The sequence below is a fragment of the Kangiella sp. genome, from assembly GCF_048265365.1.
In the GTDB taxonomy this organism is placed as follows: domain Bacteria; phylum Pseudomonadota; class Gammaproteobacteria; order Enterobacterales; family Kangiellaceae; genus Kangiella.
The window spans coordinates 413,618-429,893 of the sequence record NZ_JBLXBT010000001.1; the positions used below are offsets into that span (position 1 = coordinate 413,618).

Consider the following 16,276-nt stretch of genomic DNA (forward strand, 5'->3'; position numbering starts at 1 on the left):
CTAAAGGGTTTTTTACTCAATTATTGGCTTTTCCCAGTAGCGCATAATAAAAGCCATCCATCGACAGTTGGCCTGGAGTCAGCTGGCAACCGATGGTTGAGTGCGACAAGCTTTGAATCTCATCGCTGAGAGATACCAGTTGCGCATCATTTTGACGCTCGAGGAATTGGCTAATTTGCTGCTCATTTTCCTGTGGCAAAATAGAGCAGGTGGCATACAGCAGGCCACCACCTGGCTTAAGTTTCCCCCACAGGTGTTCAAGAATCTGTTGTTGCAGTTGAACCAGCTGTTCAATGTCGCTGGCTTGGCGTAATAATTTAATATCGGGGTGGCGGCGGATAACACCGGTGGCGCTACAGGGCGCGTCGAGCAAAATGGCATCAAAATGATTATCAGGATAATTGCTGTCAGTTAAATCCTGGCAATCCACTTTGGCAGATAAGTCCAATCGCAGCAGATTCTCAGAGATACGCTGGCACCGTTCATGATCAATATCACAGGCCGTTAGCTCGATGGATTCGCATAACTCTAATAAGTGGCAGCTTTTGCCGCCCGGTGCAGCGCAAGCGTCTAAAACTCGACTGTGGGGTTCGGGTAATAAAATGCTGGCAGCTAATTGCGCGGCAGCATCCTGCACTGACACATAGCCATCAGCAAAGTGTGGTAGTTGTTCAACATTAACTGGGTGTTCTAATACTAAAGCATTGGCCGCAATGGGGTGTGTGCTAGCAGGCAAGCCTTGCTCAAGAAGGAGTTCCAAATACTGATCGCGACCGACTTTTTGGCGGTTGACGCGTAATGTCATCGGAGCTTGCTGGTTAATTACTTCCATCAGCGATTCCATCTGTCCTTTGTAATAAGGTTTTAGCAAAGAAATAAGCCAGTCAGGCAAGGCGAAGCGGGTATCCCAATTAACCTCCATCTGCTTAACAAGCTCAGCTTGTTGGCGCACAAAACTCCGCAAAACGCCATTGACCAGTTTGGTCGCCCAGTCTTTATTAAGTTGCTGACAGACGGATACGGTCTCGGAAATAGCGGCGTGATCCGGCACGCGACTGTATTGTAGTTGATACAGGCCAATGATGATCAGGCACAGTAGATCGCGATCTTTAGGTTTAAAAGGTTTTTGCAGCAATGACTGAGCGATTGCCTCGAGGCGAATGAAGTAGCGGCAACTGCCTAACACCATTGCCCGGAGGAAACTGCCATCCTGAGCTTGCGTAAATTCTATATGACTAAGAACATCATTCGCTGAACGACCTTCAAAGGCAATCGCATGTAATGCCAGACAGGCTTGTTGGCGAAGCTGTTGATTGGTCACTGTTTGCTTATTGGCTATTGGCTGCACGATATGTCCTTAACAAAGTGATTCCATAATAAGGGTGATGTCTAACCTAAGGATATGGGAAAGAACTTACTACAGACTAGCAAATTGGCGGCCGGGCGCAAATAATTGCTGATTTTTTGGGGCATTGAGCAGATCTTTAACTGCCATGGCCCGAGATCCTGGTAGTTGTAGCTCGGTGAGCAATAAAGAACCTTCGCCGCAGGCGACCAGGATGCCGTCACTATTTGCCTGTAAAATGGTGCCCGGCTGTGAGTTGGAGTTAGATTCAATTACATAGGCCTGCCAAACTCTGACCGTTGCTTCAGCAAGAAGGCTATAGGCAACTGGCCAGCTATTAAAGGCGCGAATGGTGCGCTCAAGTTCTTGCGCACTAAATTTCCAGTCCAGTTGAGCTTCCGCCTTGCTCAGTTTGTGAGCATAAGTGGCCAGGCTGTCATCTTGCACAGTGGGGTTTAATTGATTATCAGAAAGTTTATCCAAGGCTTCGACCAACAGTTGCGCACCTTGCTCAGCTAATTTGTCATGCAGGCTTGAACCTGTGTCCTGATCGGTAATGGGTAAAGAAGCGGTTAATAGCATTGGGCCAGTATCTAGACCTGCTTCCATTTGCATGATGGTGATACCGCTTTCGGTATCGCCGGCCTGAATGGCGCGTTGAATAGGAGCTGCGCCACGCCAGCGTGGTAGTAGTGATGCATGAACATTGATACAGCCAAGCCTGGGCGTATCGAGTACCGCTTGTGGCAGCAAAAGACCATAAGCAACAACGATCATCACATCGGCCTTATAGTCGGCGAGTTGATTTAATGCTTCTGCGGTTTTGAAATTAACAGGCTGCTCAACCGCAATGTCATGTTTTAAAGCCAATTGTTTGACCGGGCTCATACTGATTTTCTTACCACGACCTGCTTTGCGATCGGGTTGAGTATAGACCGCCACTACTTGGTGCTGGCTTTCTAAAACCGCCGCTAGAGAGCTGGCCGCGAAGTCTGGTGTACCGGCAAAGATGACTTTAAGAGAATTTGGCATATAAGTGCTTACTGTTGTTGTTTTTGCTGTTTTTCCAGCATTTTACGAATACGATTACGCTTTAATGGCGAAAGATAGTCAACGAAAAGTTTGCCTTCAATATGATCATTCTCGTGTTGAATGCACACTGCCAGCAATTCGCCAGTGTCCAATTCAAATGGTTTGCCATGACGATCGAGAGCTTTAACCACGATTTCGTTGGCGCGCTGAACCTTGGCGTAAACGCCCGGGAACGATAAACAGCCCTCTTCCATTTCTTCCACGCCACGCTTTTCAACGATTTCAGGGTTGATAAAAATCAACGGCTCGGTTTTATCATCAGAAACATCGATAACAAAAAATTGCTTATGAATATTAACCTGAGTAGCCGCCAAACCAATACCTGGCGCGGCATACATGGTTTCAAACATGCTGTCGATTTGCTGTTGCAGCTCATCACCAAAGTCAGTAACCGGCTTGGCTTTGGTGCGTAAGCGTGGGTCAGGAAACTCTAAAATCTCTAAAATAGCCATGGATCCATTAATCTGTGTCATAAGGGAATCCGATCATAATAAATAACGGCGACAAAGACCATTTTAAAGAGTAAATCAATGTGATAGTCCTTAAAATTATGATTAGACTGTGATTAAGTTGTAGTAATATGATAAGAAATGTTGATAAGATGATGATCCTTTTAGACTTTGACCTTGTTAGATAAGGCCTGTGGGCACGCTGGAAGGTCGGGTTTTGGCTATTTCCTATTGCTTTTTTTCGAGGTATAGTAAGCGCAATAGGATCCGATATCAGTTAATTACAAAGGAAAGCCATGAAAAAATTAATAATTGCTTTGACTGCCTCGGTAGCGGTCTTATTTGGGGGGATCGCGCACACGGCCGAGTTGCGTGACAATCATCCAGACACTTACGTTGTCCAAAAGGGTGATACCTTATGGGATATTTCGGCGACTTTCCTGACCGATCCATGGTTATGGCCGGAAATCTGGCATGTTAATCCTAAGGTTGAGAATCCTCACTTAATTTATCCTGGCGATATACTGAAACTGGTTTATATCGATGGTAAGCCTTATATAGTCAAGGCCAGCGATGGCACCATTAAACTACGTCCCGAAGCACGCGTTCTTTCGGAAGGCGATGCTATCACGACCATTCCTCTAAGCATGATCAAACCTTACCTAATTGATGAAATGGTTGTTGATTCTTCTGTATTCGACGCTGCTCCTTACGTTGTTGGCTTAGAAGAAGAAAGACTGATCAGTGGCGGTTTTGGTGATCGCGTTTATATCAGAGGTTTAAATTCTGGCACAGGCTCTGCCTATGGCTTATACCGTAAAGGTAAGGAATACCGTGATCCAGAAACAGATGAATTATTAGGCGTTGAAGCACGCTATCTGGCAAATGGTAATATTAGCCGTGAAGGCGATCCTTCAACCTTGACTGTTAAAAAGTCTAAGCTAGAAGTTTTGAAAGGTGACGTTGCGCTTCCTCGCAATGAAAATCCATTACCACCGGTTTATGCACCACGTGCTCCTGATACCGATGTTAAAGCGCAGATTATTTCGGTTTATGACGGCGTTAGTCAGATTGGCCAATACAATGTTGTGACTTTAAACAAAGGTACACGCGATGGTTTAGAGCCTGGCCATGTATTGAGTGTTTATCAGCGTGGCAAAAAGATTCATGATGAAATCGCAGAAGAGCGAGGCGAAGATGCTGAGGTTACATTACCTGAAGAACATGCGGGAACATTAATGATCTTTAAAACTTATGACAAAGTCAGCTTAGCATTAATTATGAAGGCAACACGCCCTATTCATATATTAGATGTTGCAAAAAACCCTTACTAAATAAACTGCAAAAACGAACCACAAAGGTCAACAGACCCTTTACCACCAAGGAAGGTGTTTAACATTATGGAACAAGCCGAATTGCGCCACTGGTTGGCGCTTTCTCGTATTAATATTGGTGCCAATAAATTATTAGCTTATCTTGAGGCTGGTCATTCTATTGATCGTCTGTTCGAGCTATCTGAACAAGCATTACAGGAACAGGGCTTTCGTGCCGGTTTGGCAAAAAAACTGGCTTCAGTAACGGACGACATAATCGATCAAGATCTGGAGTGGTTCGACTCTGATCATAAAAACCTGATTCCCATTACTAGCCGTGATTACCCTGCTCTACTTAGAGAAATTCCAGATCCACCAAAACTATTGTTTGTGCATGGAGATAAAAGCTTATTGAATCGCCACCAGATTGCGATTGTGGGCAGTCGAAACCCTACCGCGCAAGGTAAAGATAATACGCGCGAGTTCGCTAAGATCTTAGCGGGTGCTGGAGCTGTGGTCACCAGTGGTATGGCATTGGGGGTTGATGGGTTTGCCCATCAGGCAGCGTTAGATGTTGGCCAGCCGACTATTGCGGTGGTGGGAACGGGCCTTGATCGAGTCTATCCTGCTCGGCATAAAGAGATGGCGGTACAAATTAGCGAGCAAGGGGCCTTGGTCTCAGAGTTTGCTTTAGGCACGCCGGTTAACGCCAGTAATTTCCCGGTCCGTAATAGAATTATCTGTGGCATGAGCTTAGGCACATTGGTGGTTGAAGCCGCAATCCGCAGCGGATCATTAATCACTGCGCGGCTGGCCATGGAGCAAGGTCGAGAAGTGTTTGCCATTCCGGGCTCGATTCATAATACCTTGGCTCGGGGTTGTCACAGCATTATCAAACAGGGTGCCAAGCTGGTGGAAACCGGCGAAGAAATCATTGAAGAATTGGGTGCGCTGGCAGCTTGGCAAACCGAGCATAATGAGCAGGCTGAAGCGCAAGACCTTGTTCTAGAAAAGGAATATCAGGAAGTGCTGGACTATGTGGATGACAGCACCACTAGTGTGGATACCATTATTAAGCGCAGCGGCCTTGAAATAGAGGTAGTCAGCCATATGTTATTGTTGTTAGAATTGAATAACTACATAGCTAGTGTGCCTGGTGGTTATCAGCGCGTCCGTTAAGCACCTGTACAGCGACAATGTAGTATATCTAGCTTTACTCTTGCTTTTTAACCTGGCCTTGCCAGTAACCACAGAAGAGAGCTAAATGAAAGAAGACGTACTCGATGTACTACTCTATATCTTTGAAAACTTCCAAGACGAAGAAAGCAATCATATTCTCGCCAATGATTCACTCGTTGAAGCCCTTGAAGACGTTGGTTTTACCGACGGTGAAATCAAAGGGGCTATAGACTGGCTTGATGGTTTGGTTGAAATCACGTCTGAGTCCAGCAATGCTGAAGATTTAGTGACTGATTCCATGCGCGTCTTTTCGCCGCAGGAACAGTTATTAATGTCAGCAGAAGCCCAAGGCATGATCTTATACTTCGAGCAACGTGGGATTTTAGATCCACAGGCCCGTGAAATGGTGATAGATCGTATGTTGGCGTTGGGGCCTCAAGAAGACGTTGAAACTGAACTGGATCGCCTGCGCTGGGTAGTGATGATGGTGCTGTTTAATTTACAGGACCGAGATGCCGAGTTTGCTTGGGTAGAAAATCTGGAAAGTAGATCTGAGCCTCATTAATTAGTCTCGATTGCGAGACTGATTTGAGCCTCGGGCTACGCCACAAGCGGCAATAAGCCGTACCACATCCATTAAGGTAGCTAGAGCTACCGTAAATACTTCTTAGTTAAAAAAAATAGTCCGATAAAGACTTTCACTATTACAGTAAACAAGCCTGTTTTACCCTATCTTTACAGCCTGATGACTCACTTCAGGACAGAAATTTCGTACAATAATGCTAACCCTGACAACGCTATATAAATCCATGATATCACTGTCGATAGGCCCTATCAGTTTACCCTTTGATCGCTTTTTAGTAGTGATCTGTCTGGCAATCGCATTTGTGGTCGGTTATTTTGCGGCTAAAAAAGAGGAAACGTCAGTTGATGCGCGCATTGCAGCAATATTCATCATAGCAATGATAGCGTCGAGGATTAGTTTTGTGATCCAGTATTGGCAGGAGTACCAGGGCAACTTTTGGGCAATGATGGATATTCGCGATGGTGGCTTTGATGGGCTGACAGCTATGGTTATTGGACTGATTGCGCTTATGGGGTTTGCCTGGAAGCAAAGCAAAGGGCGTAAAGCTTTAATTAAAGGTGTTATGGCCGGAGCGATGGTTTGGGGCATAACCACTGTGAGTCTATGGGCAATCAAAGATACTTCTCAACAGCTACCGAAAATTATGGTCAAGCAAATGAATGGCGATACGATTGATCTGAATCAGGTAGAACAGGGTAAGCCTCGAGTGATTAATCTATGGGCAACCTGGTGCCCACCCTGTCACCGAGAAATGCCCGTTTTAGAAGAGGCCCAGCAAACAATGGATGGTATTGGTTTTGTGTTTGTCAATCAGGGTGAGCACTCAGCAGTAATTGAGCAATATTTACAGCAGGAAACCTTACAGCTGGATAATATCATGGCTGACACAACCGGAAGTCTGGGTTATCAGGTTGGTAGTAGAGCTTTGCCGACTACTCTTTTCCTCGATGCCCAGGGTCGGTTAGTGGATGCGCATTTGGGTGAGTTATCGAAAGCGAGTTTGAAAGCAAAACTGAAGAAATTGATCGATAAAGAGCAACAAAGCGCGAATTAAACGCCTAACAAGGCAAGATCGTCGTATCTTTGGCCAAAAAACCTACACAAATCAGGCGCAAATCGGTAAAATTCGCACAGCTTTCCATTCACCAGACCACATAACTTAGAGGTTTATCATGTCTGATGCTTTTGTAGCGATTTTAATGGGTTCGGATTCTGACTTACCGACCATGCAAAAAACGTATGACACCTTGAAAAACTTAGGTGTTAAAGTTGAAATGAAGGTAACTTCAGCACACCGCACCCCAGCTCAGACGCACGAGTATGTGAAAAGTGCCGAAGAGAGAGGCTGTAAAGTCTTTATCTGCGCGGCAGGCCTTGCCGCTCACCTGGCAGGTGCCGTTGCTGGCTTAACCGTTAAGCCAGTAATTGGTGTGCCTATCGACGCAGGCCCACTGCAAGGTCATGATGCACTGTTATCAACCGTTATGATGCCTGGTGGTGTTCCGGTTGCTACCGTTGCCATTGGATCTGCCGGTGCTAAAAATGCAGCCTATCTTGCGGCGCAAATCATGGCATTGATTGACGATAAAGTTGCTAAAGCTGTTGCTGACGACCGTGTTGCCAACATGGAAGCCGTTGTTGCTAAAGATGCAGCTTTACAAGAAAAACTGAAAGGTTAATTGATCATTCTTGATGATCGATGATTAGGACAAACGTTGGCCTATATCAATCCCTTCAAAATGCATTATGCCGCTCAGCGTATTCAGCAGGGCGGCGTAATCGCTTATCCCACTGAGGCAGTATATGGCCTTGGTTGTCATCCAAAAGCCGAACAGGCAATTCAAAGAATTCTCGAGATTAAGCGTCGGCCCTGGCAAAAAGGATTGATTCTGGTCGCTTCCACCGTTGAACAAATTAAGCCTTATTTAAGCGAAGAAGGACTAACTCTAATCAACTGTTTTAATGAGCAGCATAAACGCCCCGTTACCTGGTTATTGCCCGTTAACGCTGAGGTTTCACCATTACTTCGTGGTGAACATGAGAAAATAGCGGTGCGCTTAAGCACCAATCCTTATGTTAAAGCGCTATGTGATGCGGCAAACAGTGCGTTGGTTTCGACCAGCGCTAATCGTGCGGGGCAACCAGAGATGACAAAAGCTGAACAGGTGCGTTGCCAGATGGGTAGTGAGCTGGACTTGATTATTGTTGGCCCGACTGGCGGCCATACGCGACCCTCATCCATCATTGACGCGCAAACCCGAGAAGTTCTAAGAGCATAAGAGTCTTACATGCAAAATATCAATATTGAAGAAGTCCAACACTACTTGCTGGATTTACAGCAAAATATTTGTCAGCAACTGGCCGAAGAAGACAGCGGAAAAGACTTTATTGTCGACGAGTGGCAAAGAGAACAAGGTGGTGGCGGCCTGACCCGTGTTATGGAAAATGGCGCTGTTATTGAAAAAGGCGGCGTTAATTATTCTTATGTGGAAGGTACTAACATGCCTGCCTCAGCGACTGCCCACAGACCCGAGTTAGCAGGACGCAGCTTCAAAGCAATGGGGGTGTCATTAGTCATTCATCCCAACAATCCGCATGTACCAACTTCACACATGAATGTGCGTTTTTTTATCGCAGAAAAAACAGGTGAAGAACCGATTTGGTGGTTTGGTGGGGGCTTTGATTTAACGCCCTACTATGCCAATAAAGAAGATTGCGTCTTCTGGCATCAGCAAGCGAAAGCAGCCTGCGATCCCTTTGGTGAAAACGTTTATGATAAGTATAAAAAATGGTGCGATGACTATTTTTATCTAAAGCATCGTGATGAGCACCGCGGTATTGGCGGTCTGTTTTTTGATGATCTAAATACTGAACAAACTGGCTGGGATTTTGAACAATGCTTTGCCTTTATGCGTTCAGTGGGCGATCACTACATCAAAGCCTATCGGCCGATTTTGGCAAAAAACAAAGATAAGCCTTACACTGAAGAGGAACGAGATTTTCAGCTGTATCGTCGTGGCCGTTATGTGGAGTTTAACCTGGTCTGGGATCGCGGCACCTTGTTTGGGCTGCAAACCGGCGGTCGCACAGAGTCAATTTTAATGTCATTGCCAAGCGAAGTGCGCTGGCGTTATAACTGGCAGCCACAAGCCGGCAGTCGCGAAGCAGAGCTAACCGAATATTACTTAAAACCACAAGATTGGTTGAACCAATAAGGTTGAGGATAGGTAAAGATATGAATAGCGGATTTTTCCCCAGTCGTCGTTTGCGCCGTACTAGAGCGAATGCTTTCAGTCGTGATTTAGTGCGAGAGAACAGTATTTCGGCCAAAGATTTAATCTATCCGGTGTTTGTGCTCGAAGGTGAGAATAAAAAAGAATCGGTAGCTTCGATGCCTGGCGTTGAGCGTAAAACTCTGGATTATTTATTAGCGGAATGCCAGGAAATTGTTGATTTAGGAATCCCTGCGATTGCATTGTTCCCAGTGATTGACGCTTCGAAAAAATCGCTTGATGCGGAAGAAGCTTTTAATCCCGAAGGGCTGGTACAGACCACAGTGAAAGCGATTAAAGCGAAGTTTCCGCAATTAGGCGTGATTACCGATGTGGCGCTCGATCCTTATACCTCTCATGGGCAAGACGGTATCATTGATGACAAGGGTTATATCCTCAATGACATCACCAAAGAGGTTTTGGTCAAACAGGCATTGAGTCATGCAATGGCTGGCGCGGATGTGGTTGCGCCTTCGGATATGATGGATGGGCGGGTTGGCGCGATCCGTGAAGCTTTAGAAGCTTCCGACTATGTGAATACCATGATTTTATCGTACGCCGCTAAATATGCTTCCAGCTTCTATGGACCTTTCCGCGATGCGGTCGGTTCAGCCGGTGCATTGGGCAAAGCGGACAAGAAAACCTATCAGATGGATCCTGCCAATTCTGATGAGGCTCTGCATGAAGTGGCGCTGGATATCGAAGAAGGTGCAGATATGGTCATGGTTAAACCGGGTATGCCCTATCTGGATATTGTTCGTCGGGTTAAAGACGAGTTTAAGGTTCCGACTTATGCCTATCAGGTCAGTGGTGAATACGCCATGATCAAAGCTGCCGCTGCCAATGGTTGGCTGGATGAAGAGCAGATAGTGATGGAAGCCATGATGAGCTTCAAGCGAGCAGGTTGTGATGGGGTTCTGACCTATTTCGCCAAAGATATTTGCCGTTATTTAGCTAAATAAAAAGGTAATCCTTAGATGCTCATTCTGGACGCCATTATTCCCATCGCCCTGGTGGTGATTATTGGCGTCCTTCTGGTAAAGTCAGGCTATGTCAGCGATGGCTTCTTTCCTGAATTATCAAAGCTGGTCTTCAGGGTTTTTGTTCCGATCTTTCTGTTTGTCAGTGTTTACCGCAGTGGTTTGCAGGATGTTGGCCAAACCTTGATTGCCTATTTTATTCCAGTACTGGTAGTTTTCGTTGCGGTTGCCTTGTTATTGAATCACCGCATGGCTTTGACTTCGACCTTTTCTAATAACGTATTAGTGGGCATTCCGGTTATTTTATCGGTGGCCGGTGAGCAAGGTTTAAGCATAACCCTTGCGGTAATCTCAGCGCATAGTCTAATCCTGTTTAGTGCGTTTTACCTTTTCTCGACAAAGGTTAATGTCACCCCTTCTAAGTTCAAAGCCAGTATGAATCTGTTCAGCAATCCAGTAATCATTGGGTTATTACTCGGACTGGCCTTTAATTACAGCGGCATTGAGTTACCCAAACAGCTGATGACGCCTTTGGAAATGGTGTCTGAGGCTGCCCTGCCCTTGGCTTTGATTATTTTGGGTAGCTCGCTGGCACAAATGGGTAAAATAAAATCAGATTTACTGCAAAAGACAGCATTAATTACGACGATAAAAATAATTGTTCTGCCAGTGGTGGTCTATAGTTTCGGGCGTTGGGTGATGGAGCTTGATGAGGTGGTGTTAATATCGCTGGTGATTCTGGCCGCCTGTCCAACTGGGATCAGTGTCATGCCATTTGTTGAAGCAGTTGAGCCAGACAAACAGATTGCACACAGCACCATTGCCATTTCGACTCTTCTTTCGATGGTTTGTATACCGGTTACCATTTGGCTAGTGCAAAGCTAGTGCCGGCCTGGAACCTTTTGTATGATGGTGGGAAGCACTTTCTTTGCCTGGGATACAATATGGTTAATCAATTCAAAGTCACAATTCTTCTGCTAACATTTCTAAGTTTAAGCTCATGTAAAACTACCGATGTGCAGCGGGTGCTGGATACCTTGGGCGGCGCTAATCAACCACTTTCAGAGCAAACGGTTGTTGCTGGACTCAAGCAGGCCCTAGAGGTCGGCACAGAGAACGCAGTATTCAAAACCAATAAAACCGGCGGTTTTAGCAATAATCCATTGATCAAAATTATGGTACCGGACCAGTTTAGCGATGTTGCAACCAAGGTTAGACAGATTGGCCTGGGATCTTATGTGGACAAGTTTGAGCTACAAATGAACCGGGCTGCCGAGCAGGCTTCTGGCGAGGCAAAACAGGTTTTCTTCAGCGCCATATCGGGTATGACATTGCAGGATGCCTGGGGTATTTTGCGCGGTGGTGAGAATGCGGCAACCCAATATTTCAAAACTAAAACTGAGCGACAGCTCGAGCAAAAATTTGCACCTATTATCAACAACAACATGCAAAAAGTCGGCTTTTATAGCGATTATCGTCGATTGCTCAATACTTATGACACCATCCCTTTTACCGACAAGCCTAATCTGGATATTGAAGAGTATGTGATGAGTGAGACCCTGGATGGGTTGTTTACTTTGGTGGCGGATGAAGAAGCCAAGATTAGACGTGACCCCTTAGCAAGAACAACGGAGTTATTGCAGAAGGTCTTCGCACAACAATAAATAAAAGGCCAGACCACTGGTCTTTTACTTTGATATCAGGTATTTATGGGGCTTTAGAAACTACTAACGGATATAAATTTGTCTTACCCCTATCAAAAAGTCAGTATACCGGCTCTAGATGGCTTCGAGCTGTCGGCTATGTTATATCCGGCAGAAAGTCAGAACTCAGTTAACAGGCTGATCATCATAGGATCGGCGTTTGGTGTTCCCCAGCAGTACTACAAACACGTGGCTCATTATTTTGCCACGCAGGGAGTGACCTGCCTGACCTTTGACTATCGAGGGATTGGTCAGTCCAAGCAAGGTACTATGCCGGCTAAAGATATGTTAATGGAGCACTGGGGGCAGTTGGATTTAGAGGGCGTCATACAATATGTCGAAAAGCATTATCAGCCAGAGGAGCTCTATTATCTTGGCCACAGTGCCGGCGGTCAGATATTGGGTTTAGCCCCCTCCTCTCATCTATTCAGCAAAGTTATATTAGCTGCCACAGGAGTTGGTGCATGGCGAGCGTGGCACGGGATACAAAGATATTTGCTGGCAGCCATGTGGTATTTTGCGATGCCTGGAATGATGTTATTTCAGCGGGGAGACTTTTTCCATTCGAAAATGTTGGGGCCAATTCCAGTACCGAAACATGCGGTTAAACAATGGGTTGAATGGGCCAAATCAGAAGACTATTTATTTACTCCTGCCCATGGGCTCGATCTTTCAGGTTATAAAAAGATAACAGCGGAAATTTTTGCGCTGACAATCTCCGATGACTGGTATGCGCCACAATCTTCAAGAGATGCATTATTGGCGCACTATAAAAATAGCCATCGTGAAACACAATATGTGATGCCGTCTGATATTGGCTTAAAGAAAATAGGTCATTTCGGCGCATTCAGGAAAAAGCAGGAAATCATCCAAGGAATATGGCAACCTATGGTAAATTTTCTCAATCAATAGGAAATGGTAATGACAGAGCGGACGCCTAAAAAAGCCGAAGAAATCGTAACCTGGAACTTTGTGTTTCCCAACCAAAGCAATCCTTATGGCAATATGTTTGGTGGCGAGTTATTGGCCATTATGGATACCACGGCAGCTATGGCCGCAATTCGTTATGCTGAAAGAACGGTGTCAACCGCGTCGGTTGAGCGAGTGATTTTTAAGAAGCCAATTTTTGTTGGTGATCGAATCAAGACTGTGGCAAAAGTAGTGCTGGTTGGGCGTACCTCTATGATGGTTCGAACCGATGTATTTGTGGACAAAGGTGGTGATGAAGGTGATGTACTCAGTACTACGGCACATTTTACGCTGGTTGCGTTTGATGATGAGCGAGTTCCGGTACCTGTACCTGCACTTATTATAGATACCGATAAAGAGCGTAAGCAAAGCGAGCTGGCACAACAAATAAAGAATCATGTGGGCCGTCGTGAAGGGCGTATCCAGGAAGTTGTGGAGAAATGGAAATAAAGGGAGAAGTCCGACGAAATAACAGGAACACTTAATAGTGTCCTAGTTTAAAAATGTAATGAATGAGCGGGAAAGACTACTTAAAGGTAGTTTTCCCGCTACTATAATAGAGTATTAACGACCCTGAGGTGCCGTCATATCAGAGCCTTGTGCACGCTCAACCGCTTCCCTACTTCTACGCTGAAGGTCTTCGTAATCTTCTACAGTCCAGCATTGTCTTTTCTTAAAATTAGTGCCGACAGTTTGCGTACGCTTACAGATGATTCTTTGCTCTTTTGACTCTTCAGTCGCAACTTTGTCTTCCTGTTGCAAGTTGTCTTTCCCAGAAACAGGGGCTTGCGTTGCACAAGCTGACACGAAAAATATAACAGATAAAATAGATAATTTTTTAAGCATAACCAATCCATATTGTATTAGAGATTTGAAAAACTAGCAGACAGACCAACAAAATAAAAGTTAAGAAATGTAACGGAGTGTGTTGGAGCCAATAACTCATTGGCTCGTGGATAACCTATCTACCTGAATGTGGTAACTGGTCAACGGAAAGATGTTGGTTTGTTTGAGATTGGTTATTGATAGGCATGAGAGAGACCTTATCACTTTCATAAGCTTCTTTTGACATGCAGTTTTTAAGTTTGAAATGCCAGCCAACTCTTTGAGTATAGAAGCATACTTGCGGTTCAGAAGATTCAGAGCTCGCCTGATTTGCCGTAAGACTGTTGCTATTGGTTGTTGAGCACGCGGCAAGACCTAGAGTAGCCAAAAATAAAACTAATAATTTTTTCATGTGATTTTCCCTTAAAAAGTAATGTCCGTTAGATACGACGTTCTTATCTTAAAGAAAGTGACAAAAAAGTAAAATGGGTAGGGAGGGAAACTCGTGAGAAAGAAAAGGCTACCGAAGTAGCCTTTTTTGTCTGTCAAAATTAGAAGCTTATGAATTACGAGGATGCCTTGGCTTTCCACCACTACGTCGCTGAGTTGGATGGCGACGCTTTTGTTGGACGGGTAGCGATGGCTTCAAATTGGCTAAGTACTCTGGCTTTATTTCGAGCTTGGGTAATGGATGGCCCACATACTCTTCGATAGCAGTTAGATTCATGGCAAAATCTTCACCTGCGAAACTGATAGCATCGCCTTCGGCACCTGCTCGTGCGGTACGCCCGATGCGGTGAACATAATCTTCCGCATCATCCGGTAGATGGTAATTGAAAACGTGAGAAACGCCGTCAATGTGCAAGCCGCGCGCGGCTACATCCGTGCAGACCAAAACGCTAACATCATCATTTTTCAGTTCGTCTAATAGGCGTAAGCGCTTTTTCTGATGAACATCGCCAGTCAGGAGTCCGGCTTTAATGTCATTACCAGCCAGACAAGCCCAGACGTGTTCGGCTGCGCGCTTGGTATTGGTGAAGACAATTGATCTTTCAGGTCCTAAACGATGCATTAGCCCAACTAATAATGGCAGTGCTTCTTCGCGGCTTGGGTAAAATAGCGCTTCGCGGATTTTATTGGCAGAGACCTGTTGCGTTTGAACCTGTACATGCTGAGGGTTATTCATGTGTTCATAGGCAAGCTCTTGTACGCGGTGCGACAAAGTAGCTGAGAACAGCATATTGAGACGATCGGTTGGTGGTGGCATGCGATTAAACAAGTAGCGAATGTCCTTAATAAAGCCGAGATCAAACATGCGATCGGCTTCGTCAAGAACTACGCTATCAATAGCTTCCAGACCAAATGCTTTAGTTTTGAAGTAATCTATCAGGCGACCAGTGGTACCTATCAGAATATCGACACCATCGATCAGTTGTTGGCGTTGTTTTTCGTGATCCTCGCCCCCATATACCACTCTAATCTTGAGATCAGTGTGTTTGGCCAATTGCACGGCATCTTTGGCAATTTGCACGGCAAGTTCGCGGGTCGGTGCCATAATTAATGAACGCGGTTCGTTCTTACGGCGCCCTTCGATTTCTGGCAAGGTCAGAATATCGTTCATAATCGCCAATAAAAAAGCGATAGTTTTACCGGTTCCGGTTTGGGCCTGACCGGCAACATTCTGCCCTTTTAACAATAAAGGTAGAGATTTTGCCTGAATCGGAGTGCAATATTCAAAGCCCAGGTCAGCAACTGCCTTGAGCAATTTGGGATCAAGTCCTAGATCGGAAAATCTAATAGTTGATAGATGCGATGTATCCATAAGGTAATTTTTACCATTAGCGCTTGCATTAACAAGCGTGATTGTTTGAAATAGTGCCATTGTGCGTATGTACAGAGCCAAGCGCAAGTAAATAGCAGGAGAAATTTGATGAGTGACAAAATTGTATATCTAACGGATGCGACCTTTGAAGCTGAAGTTTTAAATTCCGATCAGCCAGTATTGGTTGATTATTGGGCAGAATGGTGTGGTCCATGCAAAATGATTGCGCCTATCCTCAGCGAAGTTGCTGAAATGTACGAAGGCAAAGTTAAAGTGGCTAAGCTAAATATTGATGAAAACAGCGAAACGCCACCTAAATACGGCATTCGTGGTATCCCAACACTAATGTTATTTAAAGGTGGCAACATCGAAGCCACTAAAGTGGGTGCTTTATCAAAATCACAATTAATGGCGTTTATCGATAGTAACGTTTAATGCCAGTATTGATACTTAAAAGAGGCTGCGGCCTCTTTTTTGTTTAAAAGGAATTATCATGCTTGATGCAATAGCTGCACTTTTTAGCCTGGTAGCTCATGCAATCTTTGAAGTTCTCTTTTGGTGCGCTAAGAAAATTGGAGCACCAGTTCTTAGATTACTACCCATAAGCCAGCAAGCAAGAATTGATAAGTCGGGAAGCAACGCCTTTATTCTAGGCTCATTAATCATTCTGCTTAGTATCGCTTTAGTCTGGTGGTTTCTGGTCGGTCTAAAACACTAGACACCCCGCAGAACTAATGCTAC

General features: G+C 45.1%; 20 protein-coding genes. 14 read left to right on the forward strand and 6 right to left on the reverse strand.

Annotated features, from left to right (window positions below):
* Window positions 1-16: 16 nt before the first annotated feature.
* From rsmB to def, 3 genes are all read right to left on the reverse strand, one after another.
* Window positions 17-1,348 carry a 16S rRNA (cytosine(967)-C(5))-methyltransferase RsmB gene (rsmB, locus tag ACN0VI_RS01930; RefSeq protein WP_417445582.1) on the reverse strand — a complete coding sequence of 444 codons (1,332 nt, stop codon included), beginning with the start codon at window positions 1,346-1,348 and terminating at the stop codon, window positions 17-19.
* Between the two features lie 69 nt (window positions 1,349-1,417).
* Window positions 1,418-2,377 (reverse strand): methionyl-tRNA formyltransferase, encoded by a 960-nt coding sequence (gene fmt, locus ACN0VI_RS01935; protein WP_417445583.1) that lies wholly within the window; start codon window positions 2,375-2,377, stop codon window positions 1,418-1,420.
* Between the two features lie 8 nt (window positions 2,378-2,385).
* Window positions 2,386-2,889, reverse strand: a complete 504-nt coding sequence (gene def, locus ACN0VI_RS01940; RefSeq protein ID WP_331891397.1) for a peptide deformylase — start codon at window positions 2,887-2,889, stop codon at window positions 2,386-2,388.
* Window positions 2,890-3,182: 293 nt separating this feature from the next.
* Here def and ACN0VI_RS01945 point away from each other — a divergent pair, with 293 nt between their 5' ends.
* The 12 genes from ACN0VI_RS01945 to ACN0VI_RS02000 all read left to right on the forward strand — a co-directional run bounded on the left by ACN0VI_RS01945 (window position 3,183) and on the right by ACN0VI_RS02000 (window position 13,338).
* Complete coding sequence (locus ACN0VI_RS01945) at window positions 3,183-4,220, forward strand: LysM domain-containing protein (protein ID WP_331891369.1); 1,038 nt, start codon at window positions 3,183-3,185, stop codon at window positions 4,218-4,220.
* Window positions 4,221-4,286: 66 nt separating this feature from the next.
* Entirely contained in the window at window positions 4,287-5,378 is a 1,092-nt protein-coding gene (gene dprA, locus ACN0VI_RS01950; protein WP_417445584.1) for a DNA-processing protein DprA, read from the forward strand.
* 85 nt (window positions 5,379-5,463) lie between these two features.
* Window positions 5,464-5,943: a DUF494 family protein gene (locus tag ACN0VI_RS01955; RefSeq protein WP_417445585.1), complete on the forward strand. Its 480-nt coding sequence runs from the start codon at window positions 5,464-5,466 to the stop codon at window positions 5,941-5,943.
* Window positions 5,944-6,157: 214 nt separating this feature from the next.
* Window positions 6,158-7,018: a TlpA family protein disulfide reductase gene (locus ACN0VI_RS01960; RefSeq protein WP_417445586.1), complete on the forward strand. Its 861-nt coding sequence runs from the start codon at window positions 6,158-6,160 to the stop codon at window positions 7,016-7,018.
* 118 nt (window positions 7,019-7,136) lie between these two features.
* On the forward strand, window positions 7,137-7,643 hold the full coding sequence (gene purE, locus ACN0VI_RS01965) for a 5-(carboxyamino)imidazole ribonucleotide mutase (protein WP_331889850.1): 507 nt from the start codon (window positions 7,137-7,139) through the stop codon (window positions 7,641-7,643).
* A gap of 36 nt (window positions 7,644-7,679) precedes the next feature.
* Window positions 7,680-8,243, forward strand: a complete 564-nt coding sequence (locus ACN0VI_RS01970; protein ID WP_417445587.1) for an L-threonylcarbamoyladenylate synthase — start codon at window positions 7,680-7,682, stop codon at window positions 8,241-8,243.
* Window positions 8,244-8,252: 9 nt separating this feature from the next.
* Complete coding sequence (gene hemF, locus ACN0VI_RS01975; protein WP_417445588.1) at window positions 8,253-9,179, forward strand: oxygen-dependent coproporphyrinogen oxidase; 927 nt, start codon at window positions 8,253-8,255, stop codon at window positions 9,177-9,179.
* Between the two features lie 20 nt (window positions 9,180-9,199).
* Window positions 9,200-10,198, forward strand: coding sequence for a porphobilinogen synthase (gene hemB, locus ACN0VI_RS01980; protein WP_331889804.1), 999 nt, complete (start codon window positions 9,200-9,202; stop codon window positions 10,196-10,198).
* A gap of 15 nt (window positions 10,199-10,213) precedes the next feature.
* A complete protein-coding gene (locus ACN0VI_RS01985) occupies window positions 10,214-11,101 on the forward strand; it encodes an AEC family transporter (protein WP_417445589.1) in 888 nt (295 codons plus the stop codon).
* A gap of 59 nt (window positions 11,102-11,160) precedes the next feature.
* Entirely contained in the window at window positions 11,161-11,880 is a 720-nt protein-coding gene (locus tag ACN0VI_RS01990; protein WP_331889806.1) for a DUF4197 domain-containing protein, read from the forward strand.
* 138 nt (window positions 11,881-12,018) lie between these two features.
* Window positions 12,019-12,831, forward strand: coding sequence for an alpha/beta fold hydrolase (locus ACN0VI_RS01995; protein WP_417445590.1), 813 nt, complete (start codon window positions 12,019-12,021; stop codon window positions 12,829-12,831).
* Window positions 12,832-12,840: 9 nt separating this feature from the next.
* A complete protein-coding gene (locus tag ACN0VI_RS02000) occupies window positions 12,841-13,338 on the forward strand; it encodes a hotdog domain-containing protein (RefSeq protein ID WP_331889810.1) in 498 nt (165 codons plus the stop codon).
* Window positions 13,339-13,452: 114 nt separating this feature from the next.
* Here the strand turns inward: ACN0VI_RS02000 and ACN0VI_RS02005 are convergent, their stop codons facing one another.
* The 3 genes from ACN0VI_RS02005 to rhlB all read right to left on the reverse strand — a co-directional run bounded on the left by ACN0VI_RS02005 (window position 13,453) and on the right by rhlB (window position 15,535).
* Window positions 13,453-13,734, reverse strand: coding sequence for a hypothetical protein (locus tag ACN0VI_RS02005; RefSeq protein WP_331889812.1), 282 nt, complete (start codon window positions 13,732-13,734; stop codon window positions 13,453-13,455).
* 115 nt (window positions 13,735-13,849) lie between these two features.
* Window positions 13,850-14,125: a lipoprotein gene (locus tag ACN0VI_RS02010; RefSeq protein WP_417445591.1), complete on the reverse strand. Its 276-nt coding sequence runs from the start codon at window positions 14,123-14,125 to the stop codon at window positions 13,850-13,852.
* A 147-nt stretch (window positions 14,126-14,272) separates the two neighbouring features.
* The gene (gene rhlB, locus ACN0VI_RS02015; RefSeq protein ID WP_417445592.1) at window positions 14,273-15,535 is read right to left on the reverse strand and encodes an ATP-dependent RNA helicase RhlB; all 1,263 of its coding nucleotides are present in this window, start codon (window positions 15,533-15,535) and stop codon (window positions 14,273-14,275) included.
* Between the two features lie 108 nt (window positions 15,536-15,643).
* Here rhlB and trxA point away from each other — a divergent pair, with 108 nt between their 5' ends.
* Both trxA and ACN0VI_RS02025 read left to right on the forward strand, forming a co-directional pair.
* Complete coding sequence (trxA, locus tag ACN0VI_RS02020) at window positions 15,644-15,970, forward strand: thioredoxin TrxA (protein ID WP_417445593.1); 327 nt, start codon at window positions 15,644-15,646, stop codon at window positions 15,968-15,970.
* A gap of 58 nt (window positions 15,971-16,028) precedes the next feature.
* Window positions 16,029-16,253 carry a hypothetical protein gene (locus ACN0VI_RS02025; RefSeq protein WP_417445594.1) on the forward strand — a complete coding sequence of 75 codons (225 nt, stop codon included), beginning with the start codon at window positions 16,029-16,031 and terminating at the stop codon, window positions 16,251-16,253.
* Window positions 16,254-16,276 lie beyond the last annotated feature (23 nt).

Excerpts from the sequence above, each read along its gene's own strand:
- fmt (WP_417445583.1), bottom strand. The coding sequence starts at position 2,377 with ATGCCAAATTCTCTTAAAGTCATCTTTGCCGGTACACCAGACTTCGCG.
- def (WP_331891397.1), bottom strand. The coding sequence starts at position 2,889 with ATGGCTATTTTAGAGATTTTAGAGTTTCCTGACCCACGCTTACGCACC.
- ACN0VI_RS01945 (WP_331891369.1), top strand. The coding sequence starts at position 3,183 with ATGAAAAAATTAATAATTGCTTTGACTGCCTCGGTAGCGGTCTTATTT.
- dprA (WP_417445584.1), top strand. The coding sequence starts at position 4,287 with ATGGAACAAGCCGAATTGCGCCACTGGTTGGCGCTTTCTCGTATTAAT.
- ACN0VI_RS01955 (WP_417445585.1), top strand. The coding sequence starts at position 5,464 with ATGAAAGAAGACGTACTCGATGTACTACTCTATATCTTTGAAAACTTC.
- ACN0VI_RS01960 (WP_417445586.1), top strand. The coding sequence starts at position 6,158 with ATGCTAACCCTGACAACGCTATATAAATCCATGATATCACTGTCGATA.
- purE (WP_331889850.1), top strand. The coding sequence starts at position 7,137 with ATGTCTGATGCTTTTGTAGCGATTTTAATGGGTTCGGATTCTGACTTA.
- hemF (WP_417445588.1), top strand. The coding sequence starts at position 8,253 with ATGCAAAATATCAATATTGAAGAAGTCCAACACTACTTGCTGGATTTA.
- hemB (WP_331889804.1), top strand. The coding sequence starts at position 9,200 with ATGAATAGCGGATTTTTCCCCAGTCGTCGTTTGCGCCGTACTAGAGCG.
- ACN0VI_RS01985 (WP_417445589.1), top strand. The coding sequence starts at position 10,214 with ATGCTCATTCTGGACGCCATTATTCCCATCGCCCTGGTGGTGATTATT.
- ACN0VI_RS01990 (WP_331889806.1), top strand. The coding sequence starts at position 11,161 with ATGGTTAATCAATTCAAAGTCACAATTCTTCTGCTAACATTTCTAAGT.
- ACN0VI_RS01995 (WP_417445590.1), top strand. The coding sequence starts at position 12,019 with ATGTTATATCCGGCAGAAAGTCAGAACTCAGTTAACAGGCTGATCATC.
- ACN0VI_RS02000 (WP_331889810.1), top strand. The coding sequence starts at position 12,841 with ATGACAGAGCGGACGCCTAAAAAAGCCGAAGAAATCGTAACCTGGAAC.
- ACN0VI_RS02005 (WP_331889812.1), bottom strand. The coding sequence starts at position 13,734 with ATGCTTAAAAAATTATCTATTTTATCTGTTATATTTTTCGTGTCAGCT.
- ACN0VI_RS02010 (WP_417445591.1), bottom strand. The coding sequence starts at position 14,125 with ATGAAAAAATTATTAGTTTTATTTTTGGCTACTCTAGGTCTTGCCGCG.
- rhlB (WP_417445592.1), bottom strand. The coding sequence starts at position 15,535 with ATGGATACATCGCATCTATCAACTATTAGATTTTCCGATCTAGGACTT.
- trxA (WP_417445593.1), top strand. The coding sequence starts at position 15,644 with ATGAGTGACAAAATTGTATATCTAACGGATGCGACCTTTGAAGCTGAA.
- ACN0VI_RS02025 (WP_417445594.1), top strand. The coding sequence starts at position 16,029 with ATGCTTGATGCAATAGCTGCACTTTTTAGCCTGGTAGCTCATGCAATC.